The following is a 26,709-nucleotide window of genomic DNA, read 5'->3' on the forward strand; positions in this document are numbered from 1 at the left end:
CGGACCGAGTGTAAAGGGCTTGCTAGACGGCCTGTTCCTGCGGCGCCTGCTCGCCGATATCGCCGATGTGGTCAACCAGCTCCGCCTTGCCCTCGGCGAGCTGGTAGGTCACGCCGGCAAGCGCCAGCGTGCCGCCGTCCACCCGCTCCGCGATGGCAGAGGAACGTGCGACGAGCTGCTTCAGCGTCTCGCTGACATGCCGTTCCTCGAACTCGTCGACGCGGGTCAGGCCGTCACGCCGGCCGGCCAGCACCGACGGGACCACCCGTTCCACGACGTCGCGCACGAAACCGCCGGGTATCGCGCCGTCGTCCAGGGCGTCGATGGTCGCCTTCACCGCGCCGCAGCTGTTGTGGCCGAGCACCACGATCAGCGGGACGTTGAGCACCACGACGGCGTACTCGATGGAGCCCAGGACCGCCGAATCGATTGCCTGTCCGGCAGTACGCACCACGAACACGTCGCCGAGGCCCTGATCGAAGATCAGCTCGGCGGCGACCCGGCTGTCCGCACACCCGAAGATGACGGCGGTCGGCGTCTGGCCGCCGGCCAGACTGGCTCGGTGGTCGACGCTCTGGCTGGGGTGGGCGGGCTTGCCGGCGACGAATCGCTCGTTACCCTCTTTGAGTGCTTTCCAGGCGCTTATCGGGTTGCTGTTGGGCATGCCAGCCATTCTGCCGGAACAGCCCGTGATCGGCCCAGTACACATACCGGCCACCAATCTTGTCGCCTGGTATGAGCGGTCGAGCCGGGACCTGCCCTGGCGCGAGCCCGGAGTCAGTGCCTGGCAGATCCTGGTCAGCGAGTTCATGCTGCAGCAGACGCCGGTGTCCCGGGTGCTGCCGATCTGGACGGAGTGGGTGCGCCGCTGGCCGACACCGTCGGCGACGGCGGCGGCCAGTGCCGCCGATGTGCTGCGCGCCTGGGGCAAGTTGGGTTATCCGCGGCGGGCCAAGCGCCTGCACGAGTGCGCCGTCGTGATCGCCCGCGAGCACGGCGACGTCGTGCCCGACGACGTCGACACGCTGCTGACCCTGCCTGGCATCGGCAGTTACACCGCTCGGGCGGTGGCGTGCTTCGCCTACCGGCAACGAGTTCCGGTGGTGGACATTAATGTTCGGCGCGTGGTGGCCCGCGCTATCCACGGGCGGGCCGACGCGGGCAACCCGTCGGCCACCCGCGATCACGCCGACGTCGCCGCCCTGCTCCCGAATGACGATGTCGCGCCCACTTTTTCGATTGCGCTGATGGAGCTGGGCGCGACGGTGTGCACGGCGCGCGCACCCAAGTGCGGCTTGTGTCCGCTGGAAAAATGCGCGTGGCGCGACGCGGGTTTCCCCGCCGGTGACGCTCCGGCGCGGCGCACCCAGGCTTACGCCGGCACCGACCGCCAGGTTCGCGGCCGATTGCTGGATGTATTGCGCGACAACAACTCTCCGGTCACCCGGGCACAGCTGGACGTGGCGTGGCTGACCGACACCGCCCAGCGCGACCGCGCGCTGTACTCGCTGCTGATCGACGGCCTGGTCACTCAGACGGCGGATGGGCGGTTCGCGTTGGCGGGCGAAGGGTAGCCGCCACACTGTTATATGAAGTTTATTTCGTGATATTTGACAGACGTAATTTATCTCGCGTAATCTGCATCGCATGTACACGAGCGCCGTCCTTCTCGCCGCCTTGTCCACGCCCCTGCTCGCCTCGCTTCTTGCGCTACTGGCCGGCTCCCGGCGCCCCGTACTCGTGGGCCGCCTGGGTGTCGCGGCCGCCGGTGCCGGCTTCGCCGCCTCCTGCCTGACAGCCGTCGAAGTGCTGCTGCACGGTCCGGTGCGGGCCACCCTGCGCACCGGTCAGGGCGCGACGATCGCCGAGGTGGGCGCCGACCGGCTCAGCGCCCTGCTGTTGGTGCTGGTCTTCGGGGTCAGCACGGTTGTGCAGTTGTTCGCCCTGCGTTATCTCGCGTGTGACAAGCGGTCGGGCTGGTTCACCGCCGGGACCGGACTGCTCACCGCGGCGTCCGCGGGGCTGATGATTTCGGGCACTCTGATCGGCTTGGCGCTCTGCTGGACCATGGCCGGGACAGCGTTGTGCCTGCTTCTTGCGACTTACTGGGAATTGCCGGCTGCCCGCGACGGTGTGCGACGTACCGCGACCGCATTCGCGCTGGGCGATCTCGCACTGTGGTCAGCGGTCGCGCTGGTGACCATGCAGTGGGGCAATCGAAGCCTGTCCGAGTTGACCGTCATCAGAGACGCGTCACCGACGATGCTGATCGCCGCGGTACTGATCGTGGTGGCTGCCCTGTCCCGGTCCGCGCAGATTCCGTTCCACCGCTGGTTGCCTGTCACCCTCGCGGCACCCACCCCGGTGTCGGCCTTACTGCACGCCGGTGTGGTCAACGCCGGGGGTGTGCTGCTGGTGCGATTGAGCCCGATCGTCAGCGGATCGGCTCTGGCCATGGGGATTGCGTTCGCCGCCGGCATGTTGAGCATGGTCTACGGGGCCCTGGTGATGCTCACCAAGTCAGACATCAAGGGCTCGTTGGCATATTCGACGATGGCCCAAATGGGCTTCATGACCTTGACCTGCGGCTTGGGCCTGTCTGCCGCGGCGGTCTTCCACTTGGTCGGGCACGGCTTCTACAAGGCCACGCTCTTCTTGTCCTCGGGGTCGGCGATCGCCAAGCGGCGCCAGAAGGCCGCTCGCCCGCCTGCGCCGCCGCTGAGCCGCACCCGACGTGCAGCGGTACTCGTCTCCGCGATGCTGCTGCCCGCGGCCGCACTCTACGCAGCCGGCGCGGTGATGCCGTTGCACACGGCGGAGCACGGCTCGGCGGAAGCGTTGGTGATCTTCACCTGGGCCACCGCCGCGGCGGCACTGATGGGCTGGCTGGCTCGATCTCCCCACTGGCCAGCGGTCTTCGCCGCGGGCGTGGCACTGCTCGGCGCGGGCGTCGGCTACCTGGCCCTGGTCAACCTGGTGACCGGTTTCCTTTCGCCCGATCTGCCGCCGGTCGCCGTGCCATCGGCGTCTTCGTTGGGCATCGCCGCAGCGGCGGTCGTGCTCGGCGCACTGGCCCTGCTGCGCCAAGCTCCCCCGGATGGCTGGATGGGCCGTCTGCAGCGTGCCCTCTACACCAAAGCGCTTGTAGCAGGGCATGTCTCAGCAGTACGCCCACAGCAGATCCCCACTCCGACCCACTTGACTGCACAACTGACAGGAGCGCTCCGATGACCACCGTCGCTGAACACGTCTCGATCGACGCGTTGCGTGCCCAGCTGCGCAGCGAGGTGAATCTGGCCGCGCGGGTGGTTCCCACCCACTACCCGCTGGAGACCTTCATCGCCGTCAACCCGCTGGCCGGACTGGAAGGCATGCCCTTCGAGCAGGCGGTGCTGCGCGCCGGGGACCTCTACGGCGTCGCAGGACTGCTGGATGAGACCGCCTACCGCGACCTCTACCACCGCGGGCGGATCACCGACGCCGACCTTGAATCGACACTGCGGCTGCGTTACCCGAACCTGCTGGACGGAGAACCCATCCAGCTGGGCGCCCGGGAGGTGACACCTGCCGAGTTGTTGCGCGACGACCTGCTCAACGGCCGCGTCGGAGCGAAGCCGTTGCGCCGCAACAAGATGCGCAGTGAACAGCTCGCACCGCAGGTGGCCGAAGAGGTGGACGCACAAGCCGCCAAATGGAGTACGGCATTCTTCGGGTCACCCGCGGCGGGTTGGCCGATGCCCGCGCGCGAACGGGGCTTCTTCCACGCCTGGCGGACTCTGGCCGCAGGGGATCACAAGTTGGGACGAAAAGTACGCGCCGCCCTGCGTGAAGTGCCCGAACGAGCCGACGACGCTGCGTTGAAAGCCCTGCGGCAGCTGGGCGTCACCGACGACGAACGCATCACCTACCTGCAAGCGCATCTGACCCGGCTTCCCGGCTGGGCAGCGTACGTCCGTTGGTATGCCGAGCGGATGGTCGGCGCGGACCTTCTCGACTACCTGGCCCTGCGTCTGACCTACGAAGCATTGTTGCTGCCCGGCAACGCTACTGAGTCGACCGGCGATGTCGACGCCGGCAACCGCCCAGCCATCCCCTCGGCGGGGGAGCGGGCAGCGGATCTCGCGCGGCTCTGGGGTCTCGACCAGTTGAGCGATGATGACTTAGCCTCTGCCGCAAGGATATTGGCGGCTCTTCCGGTCACGGCCCGGCCGGTGGTTTGGCAACAGGCCTACGAGGCGCACTACCGGGACGCGCTGCTGAAGTCTCTGACCGGCAGCACTGCCCAGGAGTCCCACGGGCGGCCACACACCCAACTCGTGTGCTGCATCGACGCTCGGTCGGAAGGTCTGCGCCGGCACATCGAATCCAAGGGCGGATACGAAACCCTCGGCTTCGCCGGGTTTTTCGCGGTCGCCATCCGGTTCACCGACCTGGTCGGCGGGGCGCCCAACGAGCTGTGCCCGGTTCTGATTCGTCCCCAGCATGAAGTCCGCGAAAGCCCGGCACCTGAAGGTGTGCGTGCGGCCAAGCGGCGACGGGACGGCAGCGCAGTCATGGCCGGCGCCGAGGCAGCCTTCAACACCGCGAAGCAGGCACTGCTGGCACCGTTCACGCTGGCCGAGGCCTCTGGCTGGGCCGCCGGTCCTTGGGCCGCCGCAAAGACGCTGAGCCCGAAAGCCAGCGGCACCCTGCGCCGGCGCCTGCGCGACCGGCTGGCCCCGCCGGCACCTACCGTCCTCTCCGTCAACGAGAGCGTCGATCTGGCACAGCGGGCCCTCTACGCTCAGGTGGCGCTCACCACCATGGGCCTCACCAGCGGGTTCGCCCGGCTGGTGGTGATGTGTGGACATGGCAGCACTACCGAGAACAACCCGTACCAGGCGGCGCTGGACTGCGGGGCGTGTGGCGGGCAACCGGGTGGGCCCAACGCGCGAACCGCGGTCGCCATCCTCAACAACGCCGACGTCCGTGCGGAGTTGCACGACATGGGGATCTCGATTCCCGACGACACCTGGTTCGTCGCCGCTCTGCACGACACGGCCACGGACCGGGTCGCTGTCCTGGACGAGCATCTGGTCCCGGCGAGCCATGTCGCCGACATGCGCAGGCTGATCACCGATCTCGAGGTGGCCGGTGCCGAGTTGGCCGCCGAGCGCTGCGCCGTGCTGCCCGGAGGTCCGGCCCGTCCGGACCCGGCCCGGGCAACGCGGCACGTCGCCAACCGCTCCGCCGACTGGGCTCAGGTCTTTCCCGAGTGGGGGCTGGCCGGCAACGCTGCCTTCATCGTGGGGCCCCGCGACCTGAGCAGCGGACTCGACCTGCGGCGACGGACCTTCCTGCACTCCTACGAAGCCGACGTCGACCCGGACGGCAGCGCGTTGGAGACCATCCTGACCGCGCCCATGGTCGTGGCCCAATGGATCAGCTGTCAGTACTACTTCTCGACAGTTGCGCCGGAGCTGTTCGGAGCGGGAACCAAGACGGTCCACAACGTGGTGGCCGGAGTGGGCGTACTCGCCGGCCACGGCGGTGACCTGCAGCTGGGACTACCTCGCCAATCGGTCACCGACGGTCAGACGTTCGGGCACGAGCCGATGCGCCTGCTGACCGTCGTCCAAGCCCCGCTCGAGCGAATCGACACGATCGTCGACCGCAACCCCGTCCTGCAACATCTGTTCGGAAACGACTGGGTAGCCCTCGCGGCCCGCGAAAAGCCAGGAGACGACTGGCAGCGCTGGACTCGCAATGGCTGGCGGAGCTGGGAATCGGGAGTCGAAAAGCACAACGCAACTGAGGAGGTATCGCCATGCCACTGAATGGCCTGACAAAAATGACGAAAATCGAAGTGGTGGTGGGCGGCGACCACGCGTCCGCAGTCCGCGACCAATTCCACAGCGCAGGCGCCACCGGGTTCACCAGTGTCTCGGGCGTCTCGGGGCTCGGGCATCACGGCTATCACCAGGGCCGGCTGCTCTTCAACCAGCAAGCGGCACTCGAAATGCTCATTACCGTCGTGCCGGACACCAAGTCAGAGGCGCTGGTCGCTGGACTGCGACGGCTGCTCGAGGGTTCGCCGGGGGTCATGTTCGTGACCGACACCTACGTCAGCCGGCCCGAGTACTTCAGCTGAAACCAACCACAGAAAGGTAACGATAATGTCCAACCCCACTTCCGCCTGGCAGAGCCTGCAAGCCGGAAATCAGCACTTCTACAACACCTTGCGGAAGCAGCACAGCGTCGCCAACGGACAGCCGCCCGCCGCGGTCGTGTTCCGCTCCGCGGACTCCGACGTGCCGAGCCAGGTGGTGTTCGGTCAGAGCTGGGGCTCGATCATCGACATCAGCAACTGGGGACACGTCATCGACACTGGCGTGCTGGCCACCCTTGAGTACGCCGTCGGCACTCTCAAGACGCCGTTGGTCGTCATCCTCGGCCACTCGGACTCCAGCGCCATGCAGACGGCCCTCGATGCCTGGAACAACGCCAACTTCCCCGACGGCGCCACCCGTGCCGTCGTCGAACAGGCGGTTTCCTCGTTGGCCCGCAAAGACGCCGGCATCAATACCGCCGACGATCTGACGGCAGCTCACGTGGCGCACGTCGGGGTGTCGCTGCTGCACAAATCGCCGCTGGTCGCCAAGGCCGTCGACAGCGGACGGTGCGCAATCGTCGCCGCCCTGCTCGATCGTGCGGACGGCCGGGTCCAGGTCTGCGGGACCATCGGACAGGTTTCCGACAACGAGACACCGTTGCTGCGGGTCGTCTAAGAATCGCGGGCCGCCAGGCCCGGCGGATTCCGCCGGGCCTGGCGGCCCGGCTGGCTCTCTCATGAACGCACCCGTTAACTCTTACGCCGGGAGGGTGATCGCCATGGGCACCATGCACGGCAAGGAGCGCCAGGTGGCGCCGGCATTCGCCGCAGAGATCGGCGCCCGGGTGATCGCCCCGCCGGGCATCGACACCGACCAGTTCGGCACCTTTGCCGGCGAAATCAATAGGACGCTCGCACCAGTGGCAGCGGCGTCGGCGAAGGCCCGGTTGGCCATGAGCACGGCCAGAGTGCCCTACGGAGTGGCCAGCGAGGCCAGCTACGACACGTGGTACGGCATGCTGGCCGTGCACCAGGAAATCCTGGTGTTCATCGACGACTCCCGGGGCATTCGAGTCGTGGAAGGCGTCAACATCCCCCGGACTCCGGGCCTGCCGAAACTGGTCGAAAGCGGCCACGAAGCGGCCGACGCCGCGCACCGCTTCGGATTCCCCGAGCAGGGAGCGGTGGTCAAAGCCACCGTCGACGGGGAAACGCGGGTGTTCCGCAAAGGACTGACCGATGCGTTCGCTCTCGTCGAGATCGTCGACAACGCGGTTGCCGCGGCCGACGACCGGCGCGCCCTGCTCGAACCCGACCTGCGGGCACACCACAACCCCGGTCGCCGGGAAGTCCTGGCGGCCCTGGCGAATCGACTCGCCGGCCGACTGGCCACGCGATGTCCGGCCTGTCTGTCGCCCGGATTCGGGAGGGTCGCGGTGCGCGAAGGATTACCGTGCCGAGTATGTGGCTCGCCGACCACACTCGTCGCGGCCGACATCCTGGGGTGCCCCGCATGTGAGCACCGCAGCGAGGATATCCGCTCCGGCACAGCCGAACCGAGCTACTGCCCGCAGTGCAATCCCTAACAGGAGGTCAGGACAACGCGGCGACTAATTCGCCGACGGTGTGATTGGCTTCGAGCGGGTGCCGAAGCCTGCCGTCCGGATTGACTTCGTAGACGTTGCGGCGACCGACCTTCGACTTGATCAGGTAACCCTCGGCGGTGAGGTCGGTCAGAATGGCCTGCACCGACCGCTCGGTGATGCCGACTCGCAGCGCCAGTTCGCGCGCGGTCAACTCCTCGCCCGTCGAGATGCACAACAAGACATGAGCGTGGTTGGTCAGGAACGTCCAGCTCCGATCCTGCGTTTCGAGCGCGAGCGGAACCACTCCCCTGCGCTTGCCGGCAACAGCCACCGCTCGATGATACCCATGCCGGATTCACGTAAACCGATTCGCCAATCACTGGCGCGCCGCAACTATGCCCCCGGGGCCGAAGCGAGGAAGGACTCAACGGCATGCCGGTATACCTCAGGTGCATCGTCGTGCACCAGATGACCGGCTTCGGGGACCGTTAAATACGTTGTCGGATCGTCTCTTTGCGCCATCTCACGCATCTGTCCGGGCGGTGTGACGGTGTTGCCCGCCTCGATCAGCAGTGCCGGCGCGCGCACGGCGCGCCATTGCGCCCAGTAGTCCCGGGTGCCCCACTCCGCGGCAATCTCAATCCATCTCGAGGGTTGCCCGTGCAGCCGCCAGCCGGTGTCGGTGCGGTCGAACGCCTCCAGAAAGTACTGCCCGGCGACCGGCCCGAACTCGGCGAATACCCTTTCGGCGGAATGAAATTCGACCGGCAGCGCGTGCAGCCACGGCTCCCACGGACCGGTGGTCCGCCCGACGAAATCCGGCGCCATGTCCTCCACCACCAGCGCGCTCACCAGCTCCGGCCGTTCGGCGCTCAGACACCAGGAATGCAGGCCACCCATCGAATGCCCGATGAGAACGACCGGACCGTTCAGCGCGCCGACCGCGTCGCCGAGGTCGGCGACGAAGCGTTCGGTGCTGATCGGGTAGGGGTCCTCGACGTCACGGCCCCGGTGCCAGGGAGCGTCGTAGGTATAGACCGCGCCCAGACGGGTGAGCCAGGGCAACTGTCGTGGCCAGGTAGTGCCCCGTCCCATCAGTCCGTGCACCAGAACCAGCGGCCTGCCTGTCCCGCCGCGATGGGTCAGCAGATCGGCGGCCATGTTCGGCACGGTAGCCTAGCCACATGCCAGTGGTGAAGATCAATGCAATCTCGGTGCCCGCCGGCGCTGGCCCCGAACTGGAAAAACGCTTCGCGCATCGCGCGCACGCGGTGGATAACCAGCCCGGCTTCCTCGGCTTTCAGCTGCTGCGTCCGGTCAAAGGTGAAGACCGCTACTTTGTGGTGACACATTGGGAGTCTGATGAAGCGTTCCAGGCCTGGGCGAACGGTCCCGCGAAAGAAGCCCACGCGGGTGAGCGCGCCAATCCCGTGGCCAGCGGCGCGTCCCTGCTGGAGTTCGAGGTTGTGCTCAACGTTGCCGGGAACACCGAGGCTGAGTAGGCGGCGCCCGCCGGCGCGCCGGGCGCTGGCGCTGAGCGCCGCGGCCGCTTTGGTGGTGACGCTCACTCCCGGGTGCTCCTCGTCACCGACTCCGTCGGCGAATGCGGCGAATGTGGGGCACCGGATCGACACCAGCACTCCGCCGGGTCTGCGGGCTCAGCAGACCATGGACATGCTGAACTCCGAGTGGCCGATCGGCCCGGACGGAGTACGCACCCTGGCCACAGCCGACAAAGTCGAATCCGTCGAAGCCACCATGGAAAGCCTGTGGTGGGATCGGCCGTTCACCCTGGACTCCGTATTCCTCGGGGCGAACGTGGCGACGCTGCAATTGATCTCCTCCTACGGCGCACGCCAGGACATCCGGATCCACACCGGCGATACCGGCGAGGTCGACCGGTTCGAAGTCGACACTCAACCGCCACCGCCGATCAACACCTGGTCGGACGTGGATGCCGTGCTGAGCAAGACCGGCGCCCGCTACTCCTATCAGGTGGCCAAGGTCGACAACGGGCAATGCGACCGGGTGGCCGGCGCCAACACCGCCCAACCCTTGCCGCTGGCATCGATTTTCAAGCTGTACGTGCTGCACGCCGTCGCGACGGCGGTCAAGAACGGCACGGTCTCTTGGGACGACCAGTTGACGGTGACCGCCAAGGGCAAGGCCGTCGGATCCTCCGGCCTGGAACTGGCTGTCGGCGATCATGTTTCGGTGCGCAAGGCCGCCGAGAAGATGATCGCCACCAGCGACAACATGGCCACTGACATGCTGATCGGGCGGGTGGGAACCCGCGCCATCGAGCAGGCCCTGGCCACCGCCGGGCACCACGATCCGGCCAGCATGACACCCTTCCCCACCATGTACGAGTTGTTCTCGATCGGCTGGGGACAACCCGACGTGCGTGAGCGGTGGAAGAACGCGTCTCAGCAGGAACGGGCCGCTTTACTGGAGCAGGCGAATTCGACTGAGTACCAACCTGATCCATTTCGCGCGCACACGCCCGCCTCGGCCTACGGCGCCGAGTGGTACGGCAACGCCGAGGACATCTGCCGCGTTCATGTGGCACTGCAGTCCGATGCCGTGGGCGCGGCCGCACCGGTGCGGCAGATCCTGTCCGCGGTAGCCGGCATCCGCTTGGATCCCAACGTGTGGCCGTACATCGGCGCGAAAGCCGGTGGGCTGCCCGGAGATCTGACGTTCAGCTGGTATGCCGTCGACAAGACCGGGCAGCCGTGGGTGGTCAGCTTCCAGTTGAACTGGCCGCACGACCACGGCCCGACGGTGACCAGCTGGATGCTCAAGGTCGCCCAGCAGGTCTTCGCCCTGGTGGCGCCCCGCTGAGTCGCGCCGGCTAGATCCGCAGCGTCCAGGCTCCGCCCCGGCGGTGCAGGACGGTGTGGCTCACCGGAGCAACGTCGATGCGCCAGAACGATTTTGGTGGTGCGTCCAGGGCCACCAGGACCGCCGCCCGGACGACCGCCGGGTGAGTCACGGCCACCGTCCGAACCACGTCGTGCAGTTGGTTCATCCAGCCGGCGACCCGCTCGATCAGTTCCACGATCGACTCACCACCGTGCGGCGCCGCCGCCGGATCGGTGAGCCAGTCTCGCAGGCCGGCCTGCGGAATGTTCTGCAGCTCTTCGCCGCGCCACTGCCCGCAATCCAGGTCGGCCAACCGGGGCTCGGCGGTGGCTCGCAGGCCCAGCAGTTCCGCGGTTTCCCGCGTCCGCCGTTCGGGTCCGGCGAGGGCCCGATCGTCGGTGTGCAGGGCACCGGCCTGACGGCGACCGATCTCGCTGAGCGGTTCGTCGACTGGGAAGCGCCCCGCCGACATCGCATCCGTCATCGCGTGCGAAATCAGCGTCAGCCGGGCGTCGGGCCGGGTCACACCCCTACGCTCTGCGCCCTGGTTCCCTCACCCAGGAGCCGACCGGCCAGCACCGCGAACACCAGTCCCAGGCCCGTCCACAACACCAACTGGGTACCGAGCGACACCAGCCTGAATTCGTACAGGTCCTCGGCGGGAAAACCCGGTGGCACCTCGGCCACGCCCGGCAACGCCAGCGCGACGGCCACCGCCGCGGCCACGTAGGCACCGGCCGCGAGCAGCCTGGCGTTGAACGCACCGAAGCGCGCCACCAGGTGCCGGGCCAGCCAGACCGCGCCGATGGCCAGGCCAATAGAGGCCAGCACCATCACCACAAACCACAGGGTGCGCGATCCGATCGTGTCGGCCTGGCCGACCGCGGGCGGGTTGGGCGGGTACTTCAGAAATGGAACCAAATACACCGCGATGAACGCCGCCGCTGCCAACCGAAGTGAAAGCGACTGCGGCGCAACACGTCCCGATCGTGGGTAGTAGACGCAGAACACCACCGCGAACAACGCGCCCATGGCGATCCCGAAGATCAGCACGCCGAAACCCAAACCGGCGTTTCCCTGGACACTGCGGGAGAACAGCTCCGCGCCGTGCTCGTGCACACCCTGCGCGTGGGCGGCTTCGATGCGGGCTTCTTCGAACTCGATGGCGCGGCCGATGACCGGCTCGGCGAACAGCCGACCGAACACGAACGCCAGCACGGCACCGACCGCACCCGCCAGCGCACCGCGCGCTATCAGTCGCTTCTCCACGGTGTCGTTTCAGAAGCGGGTCAGTGGCAGGGGAAGCCGAGCAGATGCCTTGCGTCGTGGAAGAACTCGTGCACGTGGGTGTCGCTGCCGAACAACGAGACGGCACCCTGGTCGATACCGACGAAATAAATTGCCAGCAGTGCCAGGACAGCGGTCGCCGCCAACCACAGCGCAGCATTGGCTGCCGACAGGTCAACCGCTCCGACCCGCGTCGTCTCAGAACTCGCCACGATCAACTCCTTCTGGGATCTCGCGTCCCGCTTGGATGCCTCCGGGTTGCGACGGGCGCCGGGTCTGACTCTCGACAGTGGCGCGACCGTTCTGGAATTTCACCAGATTCCGGTGCCCGTCAGCATTGGCAGTCTATGCCCGCCTTAGCCCGAGGTGCCAGGACCACCCGCGCCGGCCTTGGCCAGGTCCGGCTCGGCCGGCGGCTTGCGCGTACCGGTGAAGGTGAACACCGCGTCCTCACCGCTGCTCTCACCGTCCCAGTTGTCGACGTCGACCGTGACCACCTGTCCCGGACCGACTTCCTCGAAGAGGATCTTCTCCGACAGCTGGTCCTCGATCTCGCGCTGGATGGTGCGTCGCAACGGACGGGCACCCAGCACCGGGTCGAAGCCGCGCTTGGCGAGCAGTGCCTTGGCCTTGTCGGTGAGCTCCATCGCCATGTCTTTGGTCTTGAGCTGCTTGCCGACACGCTCGATCATCAGGTCGACCATCTGGATGATCTCGTCCTTGGTCAACTGGTGGAAGACGATGATGTCGTCGATCCGGTTCAGGAACTCCGGGCGGAAGTGCTTCTTCAGCTCGTCGTTGACCTTCTGCTTCATCCGCTCGTAGTCATTCGCACCGCCGCCCTGGGTGAAGCCCAGACCCACCGGCTTGGAGATGTCGGACGTGCCCAGGTTGGACGTGAAGATCAGCACGGTGTTCTTGAAGTCGACCGTGCGCCCCTGACCGTCGGTGAGCCGGCCGTCCTCGAGAACCTGCAACAGGCTGTTGTAGATCTCCTGGTGCGCCTTCTCGATCTCGTCGAACAACACCACCGAGAACGGCTTGCGCCGCACCTTCTCGGTGAGCTGACCGCCCTCTTCGTAGCCGACGTAGCCCGGAGGGGCACCGAACAGCCGCGACGCGGTGAAGCGGTCGTGGAACTCGCCCATGTCGATCTGGATGAGCGCGTCGTCGTCGCCGAACAGGAAGTTCGCCAGCGCCTTCGACAGCTCGGTCTTGCCGACGCCGGACGGGCCGGCGAAGATGAACGAGCCCGAGGGGCGCTTCGGGTCTTTCAGCCCGGCGCGGGTACGGCGGATCGCCTTGGACACGGCCTTGACCGCATCCACCTGGCCGATGATCCGCTTGTGCAGCTCGTCCTCCATGCGCAGCAGACGTGTGGTCTCGGCCTCGGTGAGCTTGAACACCGGGATGCCGGTCCAGTTGCCCAGCACCTCAGCGATCTCGTTGTCGTCCACCTCAGCGACCACGTCCATGTCGCCTGAGCGCCACTGCTTTTCGCGCTCGGCGCGTTGGGCGACCAGTTGCTTCTCCCGGTCCCGGAGGCTGGCGGCCTTTTCGAAGTCCTGGGCGTCGATCGCCGATTCCTTCTCCCGGCGCGCATCGGCGATCTTCTCGTCGAACTCGCGCAGGTCTGGCGGAGCGGTCATCCGGCGGATCCGCATCCGGGCGCCGGCCTCGTCGATCAGGTCGATCGCCTTGTCCGGCAGGAACCGGTCGTTGATGTAGCGGTCGGCCAGGGTGGCCGCGGCCACCAGCGCGCCGTCGGTGATGGACACCCGGTGGTGTGCCTCGTAGCGGTCACGCAGGCCCTTGAGGATTTCGATGGTGTGTGCCACCGTCGGCTCGCCGACCTGCACCGGCTGGAAGCGGCGTTCCAGCGCGGCGTCCTTCTCGATGTACTTGCGGTACTCGTCGAGAGTGGTGGCGCCGATGGTCTGCAGCTCGCCGCGGGCCAGCTTGGGCTTGAGGATGCTGGCCGCGTCGATGGCGCCCTCGGCGGCACCGGCACCCACGAGCGTGTGCAGCTCGTCGATGAACAGGATGATGTCGCCGCGGGTGTTGATCTCCTTGAGCACCTTCTTCAGGCGTTCCTCGAAGTCACCGCGGTAGCGGGAGCCTGCGACGAGCGATCCCAGGTCGAGGGTGTAGAGCTGCTTGTCCTTGAGCGTCTCGGGAACCTCGCCGTGCACGATGGCCTGCGCCAGACCCTCCACGACGGCGGTCTTACCGACGCCGGGCTCGCCGATCAGCACCGGGTTGTTCTTGGTGCGCCGGGACAGCACCTGCATGACCCGCTCGATTTCCTTCTCGCGGCCGATGACCGGGTCGAGCTTGCCCTCCATGGCGGCCGCGGTCAGGTTACGGCCGAACTGGTCGAGCACCAGAGACGTGGACGGGCTGCCGGATTCGCCGCCCCGGCCACCGGTGCCGGCTTCGGCGGCCTCCTTGCCCTGGTAGCCGCTCAGCAGCTGGATAACCTGCTGGCGCACCCGGGTCAGCTCAGCGCCCAACTTGACCAGCACCTGAGCCGCTACGCCCTCACCCTCGCGGATCAGGCCCAGCAGGATGTGCTCGGTGCCGATGTAGTTGTGGCCGAGCTGCAGCGCTTCACGCAGGCTCAGTTCGAGGACCTTCTTGGCCCGCGGAGTGAACGGGATGTGCCCGGACGGCGCCTGCTGGCCCTGGCCGATGATCTCCTCGACCTGGCTGCGCACGCCTTCCAGCGAGATTCCCAGTGACTCCAGCGACTTGGCCGCGACACCTTCGCCCTCGTGGATCAGACCCAGGAGGATGTGCTCGGTGCCGATGTAATTGTGGTTGAGCATCCGGGCCTCTTCTTGCGCCAGGACGACGACCCTGCGGGCACGGTCGGTAAATCTCTCGAACATCGTCGGTTACCTGCTCTCCCTCACCATTAGGTGCTCCGTCTCGGAAAGGCGTTTGCCGGCCTTCGCCGACCTTTTGTCGACTCAGGGCCCGGCACCGCGCACCTGCCGTCCACTGTAATGGTCGGCCTGCCAGGCTTCATACCTCGCAGTGCTAAGCGATGCCCATAAGTGCCTGGTTCAACCCGGTTCAACAAGGAGTTCAACGAGGAAAAGCCCCAATGCGTTTCCCGCGTCGGGCGCAGATCAGTTCGCCACTAGCGAAAAGACGAGTCCGGCGCCCAGGCTTGTCAGCCTGGGCGCCGGGAAGCGTGTTCCTAGGTGGCGGCGTGGAACGCGTCGATGACGTCGGCCGGGATACGTCCACGGGTCGACACGTTGTGCCCGTTACGCCGTGCCCATTCGCGGATCGCGGCGCTCTGCTCGCGGTCGATCGCGCCGCGGCCGCGGCCCGAACCGGAACGCCCGCGCCGCCTACCGCCCACTCGACGGCCGGCCGCAACCCACTGCTTCAGGTCATTGCGCAGCTTGGTTGCATTCTTACTTGAAAGGTCGATCTCATAGGTCACCCCGTCAAGCCCGAATTCGACCGTTTCGTCGGCGGAGCCGGCACCGTCGAAATCATCGACCAAGGTGACGGTCACTTTCTTCGCCATTGGCTTACCCTCGCGTTTCTTCCTGTGCAGTTACAGATCCAGTTTGGATAGACTCCCCACTGACCTAATCTGCCATAAGAACGGAAAATACTCAATCTAGACGCAACTTTGCGCAGTTCAGTTGGAGTGTGGACGAACAATCGGGAACAAAACAGTCTCCCTAATTGACAGCCCGGTCAAACACATCAACAACCGATCGATACCCATTCCCGTTCCGGTGCAGGGCGGCATCCCGAACTCCAGGGCATCCAGAAAATCTTCGTCGAGTTGCATGGCCTCGTCATCACCGGCGGCTGCGGCGCGGGCCTGATCGGCAAATCTCTCACGTTGCACTACCGGATCGTTTAATTCCGAGTACCCGGTGGCCAGCTCCATTCCGCGCACGTATAGGTCCCACTTCTCGGTCACGCCGGGGATGCTGCGGTGGTGGCGGGTCAATGGCGTTGTCTCCACGGGGAAATCCCTGACGAAAGTGGGCGCGGTCAGTGTGTTGCCCACCGTGTGCTCCCATAGTTCCTCGACAAGTTTGCCGTGACCAAAGCCACGGTTGTCGGGAATCTCCACGTCGAGTGAAGCCGCGATCTCGCGTAACCGTTCCACCGGCGTCTCGGGTGTGATCTCTTCGCCCAGAGCTTTGGACAGCGAGGAATACATCTGCAGAGTTGCCCATTCTCCGTCGATGTCGTAGACACTGCCGTCAGGCATCGGAAGTTGTCTGGTCCCGATCGCCTCATCGGCGACCTCTTGAATAAGCTGCCTTGTGACGACTGCCGAATCGTCATAGGTCCCGTACGTCTGGTAGGTCTCCAACATGGAGAATTCCGGGGAATGCGTCGAATCGGTTCCTTCGTTTCGGAAGACCCGATTTAGTTCGAAGACCTTGTCGAAACCACCGACGATGCAGCGCTTGAGGAACAGTTCCGGCGCTATCCGCAGGTAAAGGTCTATGTCGAGCGCATTGGAATGGGTGATGAACGGCCGTGCGGCGGCCCCGCCGGCCAGCGTCTGCAAGATGGGAGTTTCCACCTCCAGGAACCCGCGGCGTTCCAGTGCATTTCTGATAGCGCGTATTACAGCGATCCGCTGCCGGGCCACCGAACGCGCCTGCGGGCGGACGATCAGGTCGACATAACGCTGCCGTACCCGCGCCTCCTCGCTCATTTCCTTATGGGCGACGGGCAGCGGCCGCAGCGACTTGGCGGCCATCTGCCAGGAATCGGTGAGGACGGACAGTTCGCCTCGGCGTGAACTGATCACCTGTCCGTGCACGAAGACGATGTCGCCGAGATCGACGTCGGCCTTCCACGCGTCCAGCGATTCCTGACCCACCTTGTCGAGGCTGATCATCGCCTGCAGCTGGGTGCCGTCTCCGTCCTGCAGTGTCGCAAAGCACAGTTTCCCGGTATTGCGGGCGAACACCACCCGGCCCGCGACACCGACGACGTCATCGGTCGCGGTGTCGGTAGGCAGGTCGGGATGGGCCGCGCGAACCTCGGCCAGCGTGTGCGTCCGCTGGATCGCCACCGGGTACGGGTCGTGACCTTCTGCCAACAGGCGGGCGCGCTTGTCCCGACGGATCCGGAATTGCTCGGGAAGGTCCCCTGGGGGATCTCTGTCGGGGTCTCGATCGGCGGCACTCACGACGTGCCAGCTTAAATGAGATCGCGCCGACGCTCAGCGCGCGGTCTTGAGCCGGCCGCGCTGGGCGTCGCGGTTTCGCTCGAAAACCAGCTGCAGCCCGTGCAGCGTCAGATGCTGGTCGTAGTGCTCCACCGTGTGGAGTTCGGGCAGCAACAGTGGCGCGGTGTGCCCGGTGGCCACCACGGCGACGTCGTCATCGGCGGAGAACCCGGTGACGTCGTCGCGGATGCGGCCCACCAGGCCGTCGACCAACCCGGCAAAGCCGAATACGGCGCCGGCCTGCATGCACTCCACGGTGTTCTTGCCCACCACGGATCGGGGCCTGGCCAGTTCAACCCGGCGCAGCGCGGCCGAGCGCGCCGCTGCGGCATCCGAGGACACCTGCACGCCAGGCGCGATCGCGCCACCGAGAAACTCTCCCTTGGCCGACACCACATCAACACAGATCGACGACCCGAAGTCGACCACGATGGCTGCCCTGCCGAACTTGTGAAAGGCCGCCAGGCAGTTGACGATCCGGTCGGCGCCCACCTCTTTCGGGTTGTCGACCAGCAGCGGGATGCCGGTGCGCACGCCGGGCTCGATCAGCACATGCGGCACGGACGGCCAGTACTGGTCCAGCATGATCCGCACCTCGTGCAGCACCGACGGCACGGTGGACAAACCGGCGGCGCCGGTGAGCCGCTCGGCATCCTCACCGATGAGACCGTCGATGGTGAGTGCCAGTTCGTCCGCAGTGACTTCGGACTCGGTGCGGATCCGCCACTGCTGAACAACTTTCGCGTTGTCTTTGGCGCCGGATATCAGACCGACGACCGTGTGGGTGTTGCGGACATCGATCGCCAGCAGCACGGTTACCGCGCGCCGATCCGCGGGTCCAACAACTCGTCAACGCCGTCGGGCACGTAGGCCGGATCGCTGCCCAGGTCGATCTGTCTGTTGTCGGCGTCGACGAACACGATCCGCGGCTGGTACGAGCGCGCCTCGGCGTTTTCCATGGTGCCGTAAGCGATCAGGATCACCAGATCACCGGGGTGAACGAGATGTGCTGCGGCGCCGTTGATTCCGATTACACCGGTACCGCGCTCGCCCGTGATGGCGTAAGTGACCAGCCGGGCACCGTTGTCGATGTCGACGATGGTGACCTGTTCACCCTCGAGCAGGTCGGCGGCGTCCATCAGGTCGGCGTCGATGGTCACCGATCCGACGTAGTGCAGGTCGGCCTGGGTTACGGTGGCGCGGTGGATCTTCGACTTCAACATTGTCCGTAACATCAATTCCTCCAATGTGATTGAGCGTCCGGCCCACTGGTGGTGCCGGCGAGATTGCCGATTTGGATTGCCACGTTGTCCAGCAGTCTGGTGGTGCCGAGCCGAGCCGCGATCAACAGCCGGCCGGATCCGTTGGTGGGCGCCGGACCCAGCTCGGTGTCACGCAGCTGCAGGTAGTCGACCACCAATTCGGGGGTGGACTGCAGCACCGCGTCGGCCGCGTCCAGCGCAGCCTGGACACCATAGGTAGCGGCGTGCGCGCCCGCGCTCAGTGCCGCCGAAAGTGCCACGGCCGCTTCGCGTTGCGCCGGGTCCAGGTAGCGGTTGCGGGACGACATCGCCAGCCCGTCACGTTCCCGTACCGTCGGCACGCCCACCACCTGCACGGCGACGTTCAGGTCAGTGACCATCTGCCGGATCAGCACCAGCTGCTGATAGTCCTTCTCGCCGAAGAACGCCCGGTCCGGCCGGACAATCTGCAGCAGCTTGAGAACCACCGTCAGCACACCGGCGAAATGCGTTGGGCGCACGCTACCTTCGAGTTCGGCAGCCAGCGGTCCCGGCTGCACGGTGGTACGCAGTCCGTTGGGATACATGCCCGCGGCCGAAGGTGCGAAAACGATATCCACACCCTCACCGCGCAGGAGTTCCACATCCTGGTCAAGGGTGCGCGGGTAGGCGTCGAGATCCTCACCCGCACCGAACTGCAACGGGTTGACGAAGATCGACACGACCACCACCGAACCCGGCACCCGCTTGGCGGCACGCACCAGCGTCAGGTGACCTTCGTGCAGCGCTCCCATGGTGGGCACCAACATGATTCGCCGGCCGGTGTGCCGCAGCGCGCGGGTGACGTCGCTGACGTCGGCCGGCGCCGAAAACACGTTGAGTTCGCCCGGTTTGTAGGCAGGCGGCTTCCTGTTGCCGATCACCGGACCAGTACCTCGACGACATCGTCGGGGGCGTGTGCACGCTGCGCGGTCCGCAGCGCGTTCACCCGGTACGCGTGGGCGAGCTCCGGGTCGGCGTCCCCGAGTGCGCTCAAGTGTCCGGCCACGGCGGCGGCGTCGCCGCGGGCGACCGGGCCGGTGAGCGCGGCCTGACCGCGCTGCAACGTGTTCTCCAGCGCCGCGCGTGCCAGCGGCCCGACGATGCGTTCGGCGATACCGCCCGGTTGATTGTCGACCCGCTGTTGTCCCAGCAGTTCGTCGCCGGTCAGGGCGGCCCGCAACGCCTCCAGCGCATCGGCCAGCACGGTCACCAGATGGTTGGACGCATGGGCCAGCGCGGCGTGGTACAGCACCCGGGCGTCTTCACGCACGAAGAACGGCTCGCCGCCCATCTCCAGTACCAACGACTGCCCGATCGCGTACCCGACTTCGTCGGCCGCCGTCACCCCGAAGCAGGTGTCCGGCAGCCGGGCGATGTCTTCGTCGGAGCCGGTGAAGGTCATGGCCGGGTGAATCGCCACCGGAATGCAGCCCTGACGGGTCAGTGGCTCCAGGATTCCGATCCCGTTGGCGCCGGAGGTGTGCACCACGATGGTGCCCGGCCGAACAGCGGAGGTGGCGGCCAAACCGGCCACCAGGCCGGGCAGTTCGCTGTCGGTGACCGCCAGCAACAACAGCTCCGCGCCGGCAGCAACGTCCGGCGGAGACAGGACCGGCGTATCGGGCAGCCGGCGCTGCGCCCGCTGCAGGGAGGCCTGGGAAATGGCGCTGCACGCCACCACCACGTGGTCGGCGCGCTCCAGTGCGACCCCCAACGCGGAGCCGACGCGGCCGGCCGAGATGATTCCCACCTTCAGCCTGGCCGGGCGCAGTCCGTCGAACTGCTCCATCGCAGACGACCTCACAGATTTCCTTCGTACGTTCCAGTCCCGCTGTTGGGGTACCGGACGGTCACTACGACTCTAGTCGATCCGTCCCAGCGAGCACAGCGTGTCAGCCGTCACGCCGGCGTCGCCGGCCGCCTCCGCTCGGCTGCACCTGGAACCTCGCCAACAGGTCGGCGGCCGAGTGACCACCGCTTTGTGGGTCGGATTCGTTCTCGACCGGTTCCTCGGCGCTGCGATGCCGGGGAGCCGGCGGGGCCGGGGCGAGCCGCGGCGGCGCGGGTGCCGGCGGTGGCTCCGGAGCCTCCTCGGGTTGCGAGTCGCGGGGCCGGGCGAGATTTCCGACACCGAAATCCCGGTACTCCGCCGAATGCCTGGAGCGCGAACGGCGGCCACCGTATTGGGGCCCGGGCTCGTCCGGAGTTGCTCCGACCGCGTTGGCGTCCGGTTCGTCGGCGTCGTCCCGGTAGCGTCGCCGGCGTCCTTCCGACTCCGCGCGGGGCGGGGCTGCCGGAGCCTGGGCAGGTGCCCAGTGGCTGCCCGGCGCGCCCGGTGGCAACCACTGCCCCTCGGCCGGGGCCGGTTGCCAGGCCGCCGGTTGGGGCTGTGGTTGGGGTTGGGGCTGTGGTTGGGGTTGAGGCTGCGGTTGGGGTGGCGGCGCCGGCTGGTACTGCGGCTGAGGCTGGAATTGCGGAGGTGGCGGTGGCCGGTGCCGTGGCTGGAAGGGCCCGGGCTGCGGCGGCGGGGGGTACTCACGGACGCTGGCGGGTTGCCTAGGTGGCAGCAACGGTTCCTCGGGAACGTCGATGATCGCGGCTTCCTCTTCGCCGGCGGGCTCTTCCTCCGGCTCCTCCTGACGGACGGCGGTGACCCGATCGCTGGCCACCCAGTCGGCGGGCGGGCTGTCACCGTTCGTGGCGGCGCTGGCCGACCGATCGGTCAACGCCCGCGCCGCTTCCCTGTTCAAAGTCTCGAGGGCCGGACGGTGTTCGAGGTCGGTATCGAACAGGATCTCCAGGTTGGTCCGCAGCGCGGACAGTTCCGCCCGCAGCGCCGCGATCTCGTCGGCCGCTTGAGCCCGTATCTCCGAGGCCAGTTCGCGGCGCAGTTGCGACTCCACCGTCAGCTCGTACTCGCGGCGTGCCGAGATTTCGCGGTCCAGTTGCAGGTCGTACACCAGTTTCATGTCCCGGGCGCGCGCCTGGTCGGCCTCGGCCTGGCGGCGGTACAGCACCGACACGAAGGCGCCGGCCACGGCGGCCCACAACGCCAGGATCACAGCGAGCTTGAGAAGTTCCACCCGATCGGTGAAAACCAGCGCGGAGCTGGCCGCGATTGCCAGGACCAGCAACGTCGTCAAGAGCACCCACCCCGGCCTGCGGCCGCCGCGCCGGACCCGGGCGCCGCGGGACAGAACGGTCATGGCCCCTGACTGTACCCGGGCGAGGTCACTTGGCGTGTCGCGCCAGTCCGGCGATTCTCGGCGTGAGTTGCCAGGCGGCCCAGGTGGTCAGGTCTCGGCCCCTTCGCCGGGTTCACCGGAATCCTGCGGAGGTGACTTGCAGCAATGCTGTAACCACATCGCCGCGATGACCAGAGCCAGCGCGCTGAGCGCCGCCACGACGGCGCCGCCGGTGTCCTCGGCGGCGGCTCGCATCCATGACCGGCGCGGCAGGAAATACACCAGCACCCCCACCCACCAACCCAGCATCACCGCGCCTACCCAGGCCGACGCCTTGGCGACCATCAGGCTGCGCGCCACCGCGAGCGGGTGCAGCCAGCCTGGTGCATCGCCGATCTCGCCGTCGTTGATCTTGGCGCGCACGGTGCGCGCCCACAGCGCCTCCGCGACGGCGACCACCAGCAACGAAACCCCACTCCACACGGTGATCGGCGGAAAGTACCGGTACAACACGGTGATCAGCAGGTAGCCCACGAACGCGGCGCCGAGCACCACCCCCGTCAGGTCACGTTTGCGGGTCGGGCCCATCAGGTCTCCAGCGCCAGCGAGGTCGGGCGCACGCCTGCGGCGTCGTCGGCCAGATCGGCGAGCAGCTCGCGCACCGGCCGGGAGAGCTCCGCGGTCGGTTCCACGTCCAGCCACGGCACCAGCACGAATGCCCGCACATGGGCCCTCGGGTGCGGCAGCGTCAGCTCTGGGTCATCGACGGTGATCTGACCCCGCGTTCCGTAACAGGCGACCAGGTCGACGTCCAAGGTGCGCGGACCCCAGCGCAACTCACGCACCCGCCCGGCGGCCTGCTCGATCTCGTGAGCCCGGCGCAACCAGGCATGCGCATCGCGGTCGGGGTCCTCGGCGATCAACACGGCATTGAGGAACGGTTCCTGCTCCACGCCGCCCCAGGGGTCCGTCTCGTAGACCGATGACACCGCGCGGACCGCAGCACCGAGCCCGTCGACGGCCGATTGCAGGTTGGCCAGGCGATCACCCAGGTTGGAGCCGATGGACAGCACCACGCGGGTCATATCACCGAGCCCGCCGGGATCACCGATCCGCGACCACCACGGCGGGACCGCCTGGTCACCACGGCCACGTCGTCGAAAGTCTGGGAGATGGGCGCCTGCGGCTTGTGCACCGTCACTTCAACCGCGTGGACCCGCTCGTCGGCGATCACCCGGTCGGCGATGTCGGCCCCGACCGTTTCGATCAGATTCCGCGCCGTTCCGCCGACGATGTCGGCGGCCAACTGCGCCAGCGCGCCGTAATCGTAGGTGTCGGCCAGCTCGTCGCTGGCCGCAGCACGGGCCAGGTCTATCCAGACCGTGATGTCGACGACGAAGTCCTGACCGTCGCGCCGCTCGTGTTCGAATACGCCGTGGCGGCCGCGAATCTTCAGGCCGCGCAACTCGATTCGGTCAGCCACCGGTTACCGCCCCTTCCGCGCCCTGCCACGCTTCGACGACTTTGCGGGCGTCTACCGACGCGCGCACGTCGTGCACCCGCACACCCCAGACACCGTGCAACACCGCCAGTGCGGAGATCACCGCCGTCGCCGTTTCGCGGCCGTCGGCCGGTCGCGGCGTGCCGTCGGGCCCGGCCAGCAAAGCGCCGAGGAAGCGCTTGCGGGAGGCACCCAACAACACCGGAAGCCCGGTCGCCATTAACTTCGGCAGGCCGTGCAACAGGGCCCAATTGTGTTGTCCCGTCTTGGCGAAACCCAGGCCGGGGTCGATCACGAGGTTGGCCGGATCGACGCCCGCCGCCACGGCGTCGTCCACACTGGCCAGCAGGTCGGCACGGACGTCGGCCACCACGTCCCGGTAGTCCGGAACCCGGTGTGGATGGTCGGCCGATACCGGCCGCCAGTGCATCAACACCCATGGCACCCCGGCCTCGGCCAGCAGTGGGGCCATGGCCGGATCGGCGCGCCCGCCGGACACGTCGTTGACGATTTGCGCACCGTTCGCCAGCGCCGCCTGCGCCACCCGCGCGTGCATGGTGTCGATACTGACGGTTATTCCTTGTGCCGCAAGGTTTTTCACAACGGGGACGATGCGTGCGGTTTCCACGTCGGGGTCCACCCGTGTCGCGCCGGGCCGCGTCGACTCTCCCCCGACGTCGATGATGTCGGCACCTTCGGCGGCCAAGGCCAAACCATGTTCGACGGCACCGTCGGGATCGAGGTAGCGCCCGCCGTCGGAGAACGAGTCGTCAGTGACGTTGAGCACCCCTATCACCTGCACGGGTGCCGAACTCACTTACGCAGAATGAGATCGAGCGCTTCCGCCCGGGAGGCGGCGTCGGACTTGAACTGACCGCGCACCGCCGACGTCGTCGTGGTGGCGCCGGGCTTGCGGACACCGCGCATCGCCATGCACAGGTGCTCGGCCTCGATCACCACGATGACCCCGCGCGGATCCAGCTTCTGCACCAGGGCATCCGCGATCTGGCTGGTGAGCCGCTCCTGCACCTGCGGACGCTTGGCGTAGAGGTCGACCAGCCGAGCGATTTTCGACAGGCCGGTCACCCTGCCGTCCACACCGGGGATGTAACCGACGTGGGCCACCCCGTGGAAGGCGACGAGATGATGCTCGCAGGTGGAGTACATCGGTATTCCTTTGACGAGCACCAACTCATCGTGGTTCTCGTCGAACATCGCGTTGAGCACCGAGGTGGGCTCGGTGTAGAGCCCGGCGAAGATCTCTTTGTAGGCACGCACCACGCGAGCCGGGGTGTCGCGCAGACCGTGGCGGTCCGGATCTTCGCCGAGCGCAATCAGCAATTCGCGGACCGCCGCCTCGGCGCGGGCCTGATCGAACGGCCTGGCTCCGGTCTCCCTGGATTCCAGCTGGGTCATCGAATCCTCCGATACTCAGCCATGGGCCGGTGGATTGGACCGAGTCACATCCTTGTCCAGCTGACCGGAAGGCTCCTCGGCGTCAGACTCTTCCGGGCTGGGGTAACCGGGCGCGGGTTGTGGCCGGCTGGACGACGGTGGCGGCCATCCGGGTGCATGCCAACCGGCCGGGGCCCCGTAGTCGGGCTGGGTGGTGACGTGCGAACCGTTGGCTCCGTTACCGTCGCCGTTGGCCTTGTCCGCCTGGGCCTCCTCGGCCGCCTTGCTGGCGCGCGCGATAGCCACCTTGAACGCCGGCTCCGGCACCGGTTGCGGCCACGGCTCCCCGCGCTCGATCGCCAGCTCGCCGGGCGTCTTGATCGGCGGCTTGTCCGAGGGGATGCGGCCACCGAAGTCGTCGAACATGGTCAGCCGCGGGCGCTTCTCGACGTCGCCGAAAATCGCCTCCAGCTCGGGCCGGTGCAGCGTTTCCTTTTCCAGCAACTCGCCGGCCAAGGTGTCCAGCACGTCGCGGTATTCGGTGAGGATCTCCCACGCTTCGGTGTGCGCGGCCTCGATGAGCTTGCGCACCTCTTCGTCGATCTCGCGGGCGACCTCGTGCGAGTAGTCCGGCTGGGTGCCCATGGTGCGGCCCAGGAACGGGTCGCCGTGTTCGGTGCCGTACTTCACCGCGCCGAGGCGAGCGCTCATGCCGTATTCGGTAACCATCGCCCGGGCGACCTTGGTGGCCTGCTCGATGTCGGAGACCGCGCCGGTGGTCGGCTCGCGGAACACCAGTTCCTCGGCCGCGCGCCCACCCATCGCGAAGACCAGCTGGGCGATCATCTCCGACCGGGTCCGCAGACCCTTGTCCTCTTCCGGCACCGCGACGGCGTGTCCGCCGGTGCGGCCCCGGGCCAGGATCGTCACCTTGTAGACCGGGTCGATGTCCGGCATCGCCCAGGCCGCCAGGGTGTGTCCGCCCTCGTGGTAGGCGGTGATCTTCTTCTCGTGCTCGCTGATGATGCGGCCCTTGCGGCGGGGACCGCCGATGACCCGGTCCACCGCCTCTTCCAGCGCCGGGCCGGTGATGACGGTGCCGTTTTCCCGGGCGGTCAGCAGCGCCGCCTCGTTGATGACGTTGGCCAGGTCGGCGCCGGTCATGCCGACGGTCCGCTTGGCCAGGCCGTCCAGGTCGGCGTCCGGTCCGATCGGCTTGCCTTTGGAGTGCACCCGCAGGACGGCGCGACGGCCGGCCAGGTCCGGGTTCGTCACCGGGATCTGGCGGTCGAAGCGGCCCGGCCGAAGCAGCGCCGGGTCCAGGATGTCGGGCCGGTTGGTGGCCGCGATCAGGATGACGCCGGCGCGGTCACCGAAGCCGTCCATCTCGACCAGCAGCTGGTTGAGGGTCTGTTCGCGCTCATCGTGACCACCGCCCAGGCCAGCGCCCCGCTGGCGGCCGACCGCGTCGATCTCGTCGACGAAGATGATGCACGGGCTGTTTTGTTTTGCCTGCTCGAAAAGGTCCCGGACGCGCGATGCGCCGACGCCGACGAACATCTCGACGAAGTCGGAGCCGGAGATGGTGAAGAAGGGCACACCGGCTTCCCCGGCCACGGCGCGGGCCAGCAGCGTCTTGCCGGTCCCGGGCGGGCCGTAGAGCAGCACGCCCTTGGGGATCTTGGCGCCGAGGGCCTGGTACCGGGACGGGTTCTGCAGGAAGTCCTTGATCTCGTAGAGCTCCTCGACCGCTTCGTCGACGCCGGCGACGTCGGCGAAGGTGGTCTTGGGCATGTCCTTGGACAACTGTTTGGCGCGCGATTTGCCGAAGCCGAAGCCCATCCGGGCGCCGCCCTGCATCCGGGAGAACATCACGAAGAGGCCGACCAGCAGCAACAACGGCAGCACGTAGACCAGCAGTTCGCCGATCAGGCTGCCTTCGTTGACGACGGTGCTGACCTTGGCGTTCTTCGCGGTCAGCGCGTTGAAGAGGTCGACACCGTAACCCGTTGGGTACTTGGTGATGACCTTGTCGGAGTTCTCGGTGTCGTTGTTGCCCTTCTTCAGGGTCAACCGCAGCTGCTGTTCGCGGTCGTCGATCTGCGCGCTCTTGACGTTGTCGCTGTTGATCTGGGTCATCGCCACCGAGGTGTCGACGGGTTTGTAACCGCGGGTGTCATCGCTGAAGTAAAAAAACGACCAGCCGAGCAGCACCAGCACGGCGACGGCCGTAACGGTGCGTATCACGTTTCTACGGTTCATCAATCATCGGCCGAGGGGGCCAGGTCCTTC

The 26,709-nt window shown here is 67.0% G+C and carries 28 protein-coding genes; 8 read left to right on the plus strand and 20 right to left on the minus strand.

What is annotated here, in order from left to right:
• Positions 1-22 precede the first annotated feature (22 nt).
• On the minus strand, positions 23-664 hold the full coding sequence (locus C0J29_RS27960) for a carbonic anhydrase (protein WP_065047426.1): 642 nt from the start codon (positions 662-664) through the stop codon (positions 23-25).
• On the opposite strand from C0J29_RS27960, the gene C0J29_RS27965 reads away from it, so the two are divergent.
• The 6 genes from C0J29_RS27965 to C0J29_RS27990 all read left to right on the plus strand — a co-directional run bounded on the left by C0J29_RS27965 (position 663) and on the right by C0J29_RS27990 (position 7,677).
• Entirely contained in the window at positions 663-1,574 is a 912-nt protein-coding gene (locus C0J29_RS27965) for an HhH-GPD family protein (protein WP_120794222.1), read from the plus strand. The genes C0J29_RS27960 and C0J29_RS27965 overlap by 2 nt on opposite strands.
• A gap of 73 nt (positions 1,575-1,647) precedes the next feature.
• Positions 1,648-3,231: a proton-conducting transporter transmembrane domain-containing protein gene (locus tag C0J29_RS27970; RefSeq protein WP_120794223.1), complete on the plus strand. Its 1,584-nt coding sequence runs from the start codon at positions 1,648-1,650 to the stop codon at positions 3,229-3,231.
• A complete protein-coding gene (locus C0J29_RS27975; protein ID WP_120794224.1) occupies positions 3,228-5,816 on the plus strand; it encodes a DUF2309 domain-containing protein in 2,589 nt (862 codons plus the stop codon). Before C0J29_RS27970 ends, C0J29_RS27975 begins: the two co-directional genes overlap by 4 nt.
• Positions 5,817-5,830: 14 nt before the next feature.
• The gene (locus C0J29_RS27980; RefSeq protein WP_231513242.1) at positions 5,831-6,130 is read left to right on the plus strand and encodes a P-II family nitrogen regulator; all 300 of its coding nucleotides are present in this window, start codon (positions 5,831-5,833) and stop codon (positions 6,128-6,130) included.
• 25 nt (positions 6,131-6,155) lie between these two features.
• Complete coding sequence (locus C0J29_RS27985) at positions 6,156-6,767, plus strand: carbonic anhydrase (protein ID WP_120794225.1); 612 nt, start codon at positions 6,156-6,158, stop codon at positions 6,765-6,767.
• A 61-nt stretch (positions 6,768-6,828) separates the two neighbouring features.
• Entirely contained in the window at positions 6,829-7,677 is an 849-nt protein-coding gene (locus tag C0J29_RS27990) for a DUF6671 family protein (protein WP_162951577.1), read from the plus strand.
• A 7-nt stretch (positions 7,678-7,684) separates the two neighbouring features.
• Here C0J29_RS27990 and C0J29_RS27995 read toward each other — a convergent pair whose 3' ends face one another.
• Both C0J29_RS27995 and C0J29_RS28000 read right to left on the minus strand, forming a co-directional pair.
• Complete coding sequence (locus C0J29_RS27995; RefSeq protein ID WP_065047414.1) at positions 7,685-8,008, minus strand: helix-turn-helix transcriptional regulator; 324 nt, start codon at positions 8,006-8,008, stop codon at positions 7,685-7,687.
• A gap of 62 nt (positions 8,009-8,070) precedes the next feature.
• Positions 8,071-8,847, minus strand: a complete 777-nt coding sequence (locus C0J29_RS28000; protein WP_120794227.1) for an alpha/beta fold hydrolase — start codon at positions 8,845-8,847, stop codon at positions 8,071-8,073.
• Between the two features lie 14 nt (positions 8,848-8,861).
• Here C0J29_RS28000 and mhuD point away from each other — a divergent pair, with 14 nt between their 5' ends.
• The gene (gene mhuD, locus C0J29_RS28005) at positions 8,862-9,179 is read left to right on the plus strand and encodes a mycobilin-forming heme oxygenase MhuD (RefSeq protein WP_065047412.1); all 318 of its coding nucleotides are present in this window, start codon (positions 8,862-8,864) and stop codon (positions 9,177-9,179) included.
• Entirely contained in the window at positions 9,154-10,521 is a 1,368-nt protein-coding gene (locus tag C0J29_RS28010; RefSeq protein ID WP_162951578.1) for a serine hydrolase, read from the plus strand. The genes mhuD and C0J29_RS28010 overlap by 26 nt, the downstream gene beginning before the upstream one ends.
• Before the next feature lie 10 nt (positions 10,522-10,531).
• Here the strand turns inward: C0J29_RS28010 and C0J29_RS28015 are convergent, their stop codons facing one another.
• From C0J29_RS28015 to ftsH, 17 genes are all read right to left on the minus strand, one after another.
• Entirely contained in the window at positions 10,532-11,068 is a 537-nt protein-coding gene (locus C0J29_RS28015; protein ID WP_276322674.1) for a histidine phosphatase family protein, read from the minus strand.
• A complete protein-coding gene (locus tag C0J29_RS28020; RefSeq protein ID WP_120794229.1) occupies positions 11,065-11,811 on the minus strand; it encodes a CbtA family protein in 747 nt (248 codons plus the stop codon). The genes C0J29_RS28015 and C0J29_RS28020 overlap by 4 nt, the downstream gene beginning before the upstream one ends.
• A 20-nt stretch (positions 11,812-11,831) precedes the next feature.
• The gene (locus C0J29_RS28025) at positions 11,832-12,041 is read right to left on the minus strand and encodes a CbtB domain-containing protein (RefSeq protein ID WP_120794230.1); all 210 of its coding nucleotides are present in this window, start codon (positions 12,039-12,041) and stop codon (positions 11,832-11,834) included.
• A 144-nt stretch (positions 12,042-12,185) separates the two neighbouring features.
• Positions 12,186-14,720, minus strand: coding sequence for an ATP-dependent protease ATP-binding subunit ClpC (gene clpC1 / locus C0J29_RS28030; RefSeq protein ID WP_065043387.1), 2,535 nt, complete (start codon positions 14,718-14,720; stop codon positions 12,186-12,188).
• 314 nt (positions 14,721-15,034) lie between these two features.
• Positions 15,035-15,373 carry a histone-like nucleoid-structuring protein Lsr2 gene (gene lsr2, locus C0J29_RS28035; RefSeq protein WP_055577626.1) on the minus strand — a complete coding sequence of 113 codons (339 nt, stop codon included), beginning with the start codon at positions 15,371-15,373 and terminating at the stop codon, positions 15,035-15,037.
• A 117-nt stretch (positions 15,374-15,490) separates the two neighbouring features.
• The gene (gene lysS, locus C0J29_RS28040) at positions 15,491-17,014 is read right to left on the minus strand and encodes a lysine--tRNA ligase (protein WP_120794231.1); all 1,524 of its coding nucleotides are present in this window, start codon (positions 17,012-17,014) and stop codon (positions 15,491-15,493) included.
• Positions 17,015-17,047: 33 nt separating this feature from the next.
• The gene (locus C0J29_RS28045; protein ID WP_065043389.1) at positions 17,048-17,866 is read right to left on the minus strand and encodes a type III pantothenate kinase; all 819 of its coding nucleotides are present in this window, start codon (positions 17,864-17,866) and stop codon (positions 17,048-17,050) included.
• A gap of 2 nt (positions 17,867-17,868) precedes the next feature.
• Positions 17,869-18,288, minus strand: coding sequence for an aspartate 1-decarboxylase (gene panD, locus C0J29_RS28050; RefSeq protein WP_065043390.1), 420 nt, complete (start codon positions 18,286-18,288; stop codon positions 17,869-17,871).
• The gene (gene panC, locus C0J29_RS28055) at positions 18,288-19,214 is read right to left on the minus strand and encodes a pantoate--beta-alanine ligase (protein ID WP_120795010.1); all 927 of its coding nucleotides are present in this window, start codon (positions 19,212-19,214) and stop codon (positions 18,288-18,290) included. Before panC ends, panD begins: the two co-directional genes overlap by 1 nt.
• Positions 19,214-20,125 carry a Rossmann-like and DUF2520 domain-containing protein gene (locus C0J29_RS28060; protein ID WP_120794232.1) on the minus strand — a complete coding sequence of 304 codons (912 nt, stop codon included), beginning with the start codon at positions 20,123-20,125 and terminating at the stop codon, positions 19,214-19,216. The genes panC and C0J29_RS28060 overlap by 1 nt, the downstream gene beginning before the upstream one ends.
• Positions 20,126-20,228: 103 nt before the next feature.
• A complete protein-coding gene (locus C0J29_RS28065) occupies positions 20,229-21,542 on the minus strand; it encodes a DUF6779 domain-containing protein (RefSeq protein ID WP_120794233.1) in 1,314 nt (437 codons plus the stop codon).
• 87 nt (positions 21,543-21,629) lie between these two features.
• Positions 21,630-22,109, minus strand: coding sequence for a DUF3180 domain-containing protein (locus C0J29_RS28070; RefSeq protein WP_120794234.1), 480 nt, complete (start codon positions 22,107-22,109; stop codon positions 21,630-21,632).
• Positions 22,109-22,606, minus strand: a complete 498-nt coding sequence (folK, locus tag C0J29_RS28075) for a 2-amino-4-hydroxy-6-hydroxymethyldihydropteridine diphosphokinase (protein WP_120794235.1) — start codon at positions 22,604-22,606, stop codon at positions 22,109-22,111. The genes C0J29_RS28070 and folK overlap by 1 nt, the downstream gene beginning before the upstream one ends.
• Complete coding sequence (gene folB, locus C0J29_RS28080; protein WP_120794236.1) at positions 22,603-23,004, minus strand: dihydroneopterin aldolase; 402 nt, start codon at positions 23,002-23,004, stop codon at positions 22,603-22,605. Before folB ends, folK begins: the two co-directional genes overlap by 4 nt.
• On the minus strand, positions 22,997-23,839 hold the full coding sequence (gene folP / locus C0J29_RS28085; protein WP_120794237.1) for a dihydropteroate synthase: 843 nt from the start codon (positions 23,837-23,839) through the stop codon (positions 22,997-22,999). The genes folB and folP overlap by 8 nt, the downstream gene beginning before the upstream one ends.
• Complete coding sequence (gene folE, locus C0J29_RS28090) at positions 23,836-24,438, minus strand: GTP cyclohydrolase I FolE (RefSeq protein ID WP_065043396.1); 603 nt, start codon at positions 24,436-24,438, stop codon at positions 23,836-23,838. Before folE ends, folP begins: the two co-directional genes overlap by 4 nt.
• Positions 24,439-24,453: 15 nt before the next feature.
• Positions 24,454-26,679 carry an ATP-dependent zinc metalloprotease FtsH gene (gene ftsH / locus C0J29_RS28095; RefSeq protein WP_120794238.1) on the minus strand — a complete coding sequence of 742 codons (2,226 nt, stop codon included), beginning with the start codon at positions 26,677-26,679 and terminating at the stop codon, positions 24,454-24,456.
• Positions 26,680-26,709 lie beyond the last annotated feature (30 nt).

It is taken from the genome of Mycobacterium paragordonae, assembly GCF_003614435.1.
Taxonomy (GTDB): domain Bacteria; phylum Actinomycetota; class Actinomycetes; order Mycobacteriales; family Mycobacteriaceae; genus Mycobacterium; species Mycobacterium paragordonae.